At 70.2% G+C, this 5,598-nt stretch carries 7 protein-coding genes; 2 read left to right on the forward strand and 5 right to left on the reverse strand.

Annotation, left to right across the window (positions count from 1 at the left end):
- The coding region (locus VGD85_RS14790) for a DUF4062 domain-containing protein (RefSeq protein ID WP_331064202.1) at positions 1-1,055 on the forward strand (1,055 nt) is incomplete at its 5' end.
- 56 nt (positions 1,056-1,111) lie between these two features.
- Here the strand turns inward: VGD85_RS14790 and VGD85_RS14795 are convergent.
- The gene (locus VGD85_RS14795; protein WP_331064203.1) at positions 1,112-2,443 is read right to left on the reverse strand and encodes a DUF222 domain-containing protein; all 1,332 of its coding nucleotides are present in this window, start codon (positions 2,441-2,443) and stop codon (positions 1,112-1,114) included.
- A 261-nt stretch (positions 2,444-2,704) separates the two neighbouring features.
- Between VGD85_RS14795 and VGD85_RS14800 the strand changes: the two genes are divergently transcribed.
- A complete protein-coding gene (locus VGD85_RS14800) occupies positions 2,705-2,896 on the forward strand; it encodes a hypothetical protein (protein ID WP_331064204.1) in 192 nt (63 codons plus the stop codon).
- Between the two features lie 192 nt (positions 2,897-3,088).
- On the opposite strand, the gene VGD85_RS14805 is transcribed toward VGD85_RS14800, so the two are convergent.
- The 4 genes from VGD85_RS14805 to VGD85_RS14820 are packed head-to-tail and all read right to left on the reverse strand — an operon-like array spanning position 3,089 to position 5,455.
- Entirely contained in the window at positions 3,089-3,445 is a 357-nt protein-coding gene (locus VGD85_RS14805; RefSeq protein WP_331064205.1) for an MmcQ/YjbR family DNA-binding protein, read from the reverse strand.
- A gap of 17 nt (positions 3,446-3,462) precedes the next feature.
- On the reverse strand, positions 3,463-4,125 hold the full coding sequence (locus VGD85_RS14810) for a fumarylacetoacetate hydrolase family protein (protein ID WP_331064206.1): 663 nt from the start codon (positions 4,123-4,125) through the stop codon (positions 3,463-3,465).
- Positions 4,122-4,547, reverse strand: a complete 426-nt coding sequence (locus VGD85_RS14815; protein ID WP_331064207.1) for a cupin domain-containing protein — start codon at positions 4,545-4,547, stop codon at positions 4,122-4,124. The genes VGD85_RS14810 and VGD85_RS14815 overlap by 4 nt, the downstream gene beginning before the upstream one ends.
- Positions 4,544-5,455 (reverse strand): NAD(P)-dependent oxidoreductase, encoded by a 912-nt coding sequence (locus VGD85_RS14820; protein WP_331064208.1) that lies wholly within the window; start codon positions 5,453-5,455, stop codon positions 4,544-4,546. Before VGD85_RS14820 ends, VGD85_RS14815 begins: the two co-directional genes overlap by 4 nt.
- Positions 5,456-5,598 lie beyond the last annotated feature (143 nt).

Consider the following 5,598-nt stretch of genomic DNA (forward strand, 5'->3'; position numbering starts at 1 on the left):
TGGGGGCCTTGACTCCATTGCGCAGGTCCTTGGCGGGCGGGATCGCCGACCTCGGCGCGTATCCGGTCTGGTTCGAAGAGTTCGGTGGTCGGGATGACGATGCTGAGGTCGCATATCTGGGCGAGGTTGCGACAAGCACGATCTACCTCGGCATTCTTGGCCGCGAGTACGGGCGGATCGACAGGGCGCAACGTTTGTCTGCTACGCACGCGGAGTACCGCGAAGCTGAACGACTCGGTGTACCCATTTCGGTCTGGGTTCAGCATGAAGAGGACATGCTCGCCGATCAGTTCAACTTCCTCTCGGAGGTGCGCCTGTTTCACACCACAGGCTCGTTCGATGACGAGAACGATCTTGTTGCGAAGGTGCGTCGTCGCCTTGAGGAGATGTGTGCAGAGGCTGTCTCACCTTGGGCCAAGCTGGGTGACGCGGTGATCCGCGCGCGCGAGATCACGGACGATGGACAGCGCATAGTGCTCCGAGCGGCCGTTCACTCTCGCGATGTACTTACAGTTCTCGAAGGCCTGCGACCGGCAAACTTCAATCGCCGCGACGTTCGACTCACCTGGGCAGGACGGTCAGTGCCCATCAGGATCACCGATGTCACGACCACGACGACCGCCTCGCGGAGCACGGGGGTCGTCATCGAAATGGAGCGCAGGGGCGGCAGCTCAGGTGGCTCGCCGCTCGGCATGACCATCAGCTTCGGGGCCACCACGTACACCTCGGACGATCTGGCCGTGCTCGACATGCGACGCCTGTTGTTCAACGAGCCGGTTCCTGCTGGAGTCCATTCCCTCGGTGGCTCGATCCGTGACTTCATCACGGACCTGCCCGGCAAGGCTATGCCGACGGCGCTATATCAAGCCGTCTTCACGCTGCTCGCCACGGAAGCACTTGTCGAGTCTGGGCGCGCCATGCACGTTGAATCAGCCCAGGTATCACCGCTCGGCCCGGAAGGTCGGCGGGTGCGGATGGTCTGGGTGGGGCATTCGGACCGAGGCGGACAGCCGACGCGCGTGGCTCTCGAAGGTGTCATGCCGATCGAGGCATAGCGGCCACACGAGGTGCGTCTTTCCGTCGCTTATGACCACCTGTCGTCGCCGCGAGGCTAGGCAGCGTCGGGGTAGTCGTCGTCGATGTCGACATCGAACGGCGTGCGCCACAGCTCGACGACGAGCGGTTGTTGGGGTGCACCGGGGAGCCGGCGAGTGCCGGTGTGGTCGACGAGGTAGAAGGCGCCGTACTGGTCACGCCAGATGTAGATGCCGGGGAAGGGCTGCTGGACCTGCCATCGGCCGTGGGTTTTCACTCGGTGATGTCGAAGCGTCATCGGCCCGTAGTTGCCCACGCCACTGATGCCGCCTTGGGCGTGCGGGATGGTGTGGTCGACCTGCATCGACCGGGAGGTCGAGGAGGCGAAGGGGAAGGTGTCGGCCGGCGTCATCAGATGCACGGCCTGTCGATGTCGGTCGGGGATCTCGTAGGCGTCCACCGGCGCCTGGCCGGCCAGGTCGAGCACCGGCTGGATCGTGAACCGCGCGTGCGGTCCCAGCACCTGTCGCACCCACGCCTCGGTGAGCGGTCCGTGGCCTTCGACGCGGACCGCGTCCTCGCGGTCGGGGCCGGCGTAGGTGTGCACGAACATCGTCACGCTTGGCAGCAGCTCCGCCAGGTCGGTGTCATCCCCGGCGCCCGTCACGAGGAGCAGGAACGCGTGCACCCGTCGCTCGTCGTCGGTCTGCAGGTGGGGAGCGTCCGGCATCGTCTCGGCCAGCCGCGCGGCGCGCTTGGCGACGACCGCCTCGATCGCGTCGATGGTCGCGATGTCGGTGTGGACCAGGAACGAGCCCATGCCGTGGGCCTCGCCGCGGAGCTTCTTCGCGAACCGCGCCTGCGCGGCGCGCTCCTCCTTCTCGCGCGCGAGCGCGGGGGCCGCCTGGGCGACCTTCGCCTCGACCAGCGCCTCGAACCGCGACCACGGGATCCGCCCATCTGCGGACTCGACGACCGCCGAGTCGACGTACGCCGCCTCGATGGGCTGCAGGTCCCGGGTCTTCGCGGCCACGTGCCGGGCGTAGGAGGCGCGGACCTCGCCGGCCTCGACCCGGGTCCACAGCTGCGGGAGTCGGTGGCGCAGGTCTTGGGCATCCGCGATCAGCTGCGCCGCGGCGTAGGGCGAGCGCCCGATCCGGGCGCCCAGTTCGGCGGCCGCGAACTCCGTCACCGGCTCCACTCCCGGACCGCCCAGCTGACGGGCCCGCTCCCGTCCCGGGCGGCCGGCCTCGGCCGGGTCCAACCGATCGGCGCAGTGGGCCACCGCCCACTGGTACGCCGCGCGGAGCAGGTCGACCTCGGCCCGCCGAGCGGTCTCGGCGCAGGCGCCGGCGAAGTCGAGGACCTCGTCCTCCGACATCTCCTCCAACGCCACCGAGCTGACCATGAGAACAGTGAAACAGGGCCCACCGACATTGATGATGCTCCAGCCCTGACCGTCAATCAGGCCCCCGTCGGCACCTGCCCGCTGGATGCCGGCGGCCCCGGCAGCTCGACAAGGGCTCGACCACCGGTGTGCGGGTCTCGACAGGCTCAACCGCCCGAAAACCCCGCGACCTCCGCCCCGACGTCGGCGAACGATGCCGGTCTGCCACTGACCATCTCGGTCCTCGCCGATCGACCCGACCTCGCCGAGCCGATGTGGGGCATGCCCAACTCGTGGCCGGAGTTCATGCGCCACGACCCGATCGGTGGGTTGTTCTACAACAACGTGGAGACCCGGTTCGCCGAGTTCGTCCTCGTCGCGCAGGACGACGGGGGTGAGGTCGTCGCGATGGTGTACTCCATCCCCTTCGTCCGAGGAGCGGGCGACTTGCCCGACAACGGATGGGGCTCGTGATCGGCAACGGGCTGCTCACGAGCCTGAGGGACGAGGAGGCCGCGGCGGAACCCGGCTCAGCTGGTCATGGGCCACGAGGGTCGCGGGCGCGACCCGCGCGCTGACCCCCGTGCTCGCCCTCACCGGGTCCAGGTGGGAGCGCCGCAACTGGGTCGGCCTGAAGGAGTACGTCGAGTCCGACAGCCGCTGAGCTCAGCCGAGCCCCAGCCCGGTGCGCACTGCGCGTGGCAGGCCCGCGACGACCAGGTCGTAGGAGTCCTCGATGAGGCCGCGGACGACGTCGTCCTCGATCGAGCCGTCGAGGTCCACGGTGTTCCAGTGCCGCTTGTCCTGGTGGTAGCCGGCCCTGATCCCGTCGTACGCATCGCGCAGCTCGAGGGCGCGTGCGGGCTCGCACTTGAGGTTGACCGACCCGGGGGCCTCGTCGAGCGGCACCAGGGCGAACATCTTGCCGCCGACCTTCATCACCGCGACGCCGTCCCCGAACGGGTAGGTCTCCTCGGCCGCAGGCAGCTCGAGGCAGATCGCCAGTAGCTCGTCGCGCGTCATGACCTCAGTGTGGCGTGTCACCGGATGTCGATGCCGACCTCACCGAGGCCGTATGCCACGACCTGCCAGGCGCCGGCCTGGAGCGGCACAGGCGCGATCACCGAGCCCGTGATCACGACCTCACCGGCCCGGAGCCCGGCGCCGCACGCGGCGAGCGTGTCGGCCATCGACGCGAGCACGACGCCGAGCTCCCCGGTGAGCGCCTCCGGCTCCGACGTCGCCGCGACCTCGACGCCGTCGCGCAGCACCGCGAACGACAGCGGCGTCGGGAGGGACGGTACGACGGGCCCCAGCAGCACGTGCCGGTGGTAGATGTTGCCGGCCACGATCTCCTCGACGTCCGTGGGAGCGAACGAGACGTCGGCGAGCTCGATGGCGACCGACCAGCCGCCGACGGCCGCCAGCGCCGAGGCGGGGGATGCGCCGGGTCCGATGTCGGCAGCCAGGTGGGCGCACACCTCGGCCTCCAGCATCGGCTTGGCCCACGAACCCACCGACACCGAGGCGCCCGTCGGCAGCAGGCGAGACCGGGTCAGTAAGCCGACCAGAGGCCGGTCGATGGACAACGAAGCCAGAGAGGCCGGAGCGCCGAAGCCCGCCTTCCACCCGATCGGGTCGGACGCTGCGGCTCGAGCCGCCAGCATCCGCTCGGTGCCGCGCCGGATCCGCGGATCGATCACGACGGGTCGTCGAAGGTCTCGTCCGGGCCGGGCAGGCCGTAGCCCGCGGCGGCCAGCGACCCGGCGCCGCTCCAGCCCCAGATCAGCACCACGTCCTCGTCCCCGGTGTTGACGAACCCGTGGTAGTTGCCGCGTGGCGTGAAGATGACGTCGCCCGCCTGGGACGGCTCGCGCCCGGTGTTGGTGTGGATCTCGCCGCGCCCCGACATCACGACCAGGAACTCGTCGGCGTCGGTGTGCAGGTGCCGGTCGTGCCGCGCCCCCGGCGGCAGCACCGTCCGGCCGACGGTGAGCCCGTCGGACCCGCCGCGCTCGGAGTTGATGAGGTACTGCACCTGCATGTCGACCCAGCCCTCGTCCTCGCGCAGGTGCTGCTCGAGGGGGACGTCGGCGATGGTGGTGCGGTACGGCGGCGTGGTCATCGCACGACTCCTGCGGCTCGTCGGTACACGTCGGACACGCTGACCAGGAAGTCCCGGTCGGCCAGGTCGCTGCTGCGCGCGGCGCTGAGCATCTCGCTGGCCGCCGAGCAGGTCGGCACCATCGCGCCGAGCCGCCGGCCCAGGTCCTGGGCGAGCACCAGGTCCTTCTGCTGCAGCTCCACGTCGGCGTACACCTCGTTGTCGTCGACCAGCAGCGGCGCGCGATAGCCGATCACCGGCGACGCGACCACGCTCTTCAGCGCCGCGTCGACCACGGCGGCCCGGTCCACGCCGGCCTTCTCGACCAGCGCCACCGCCTCCGCGAACGCGGTCACCGACACCACGAGCGTCAGGTTGATCGCGACCTTGGTGAGGATCGCGTGGCCGTTGGCGCCGATGTAGGTGACCTTCGGGCCGATGGCGTGCAGCAGCGTCTCGACGTGGTCGTACGCCGCCCGCTCGCCGCCCACCATCACCGACATCTGTCCCGCGGCCAGGGTGGCGGGGCTGCCGGAGACGGGCGTGTCCAGGTAGAACGCGCCCGTCGCCGCGACCTCCTCCGCCAGCGCGACGCTGGCGTCGGGGGCGATCGTGCTCAGGTCCGCCCAGACGGTGCCGGGCCGCAGCCCGGCGATCAGCCCGTCCGCGCCGTGCGCGTTGGCCTGGATCGCCGCGGTGTTGGTGAGCATCGTGAACACGACGTCGCAGCGCTCCGCGACCTGGCGCGGGGTGTCGGCCCACCCCATGCCCGCCTCGAGCAGGTCGGCGGCCTTGTCCCGGGTGCGGTTCCACCCGACCACGGTGTGGCCTGCGTCCATGATGCGCCGGGCGATGCCGCTGCCCATCGCGCCGAGGCCGACGAAGCCGACGGTGCGGATCGGGCGCAGCGCGTTCCCGGCGTGCGTCACCGGGCCGCCCAGTAGTCCGCGCGCGCCTTGGAGGCCGCGAGCGCCTCGGCGTCCTCGAAGCCGGGCGCCATCGACGCGGCCGTCCCCGCCATGTACTGGTGGTGGTCGATGTCGAGCAGCCGGATCCAGCTCTGCTGGCCGAA

The sequence above is a fragment of the Nocardioides sp. genome (assembly GCF_036401255.1).
Lineage (GTDB): Bacteria > Actinomycetota > Actinomycetes > Propionibacteriales > Nocardioidaceae > Nocardioides.

Bases quoted from the DNA above. Each gene is read 5' to 3' on its own strand.
- VGD85_RS14800 (WP_331064204.1), top strand. From the start codon at position 2,705: ATGCCCAACTCGTGGCCGGAGTTCATGCGCCACGACCCGATCGGTGGG.
- VGD85_RS14795 (WP_331064203.1), bottom strand. From the start codon at position 2,443: ATGGTCAGCTCGGTGGCGTTGGAGGAGATGTCGGAGGACGAGGTCCTC.
- VGD85_RS14815 (WP_331064207.1), bottom strand. From the start codon at position 4,547: ATGACCACGCCGCCGTACCGCACCACCATCGCCGACGTCCCCCTCGAG.
- VGD85_RS14805 (WP_331064205.1), bottom strand. From the start codon at position 3,445: ATGACGCGCGACGAGCTACTGGCGATCTGCCTCGAGCTGCCTGCGGCC.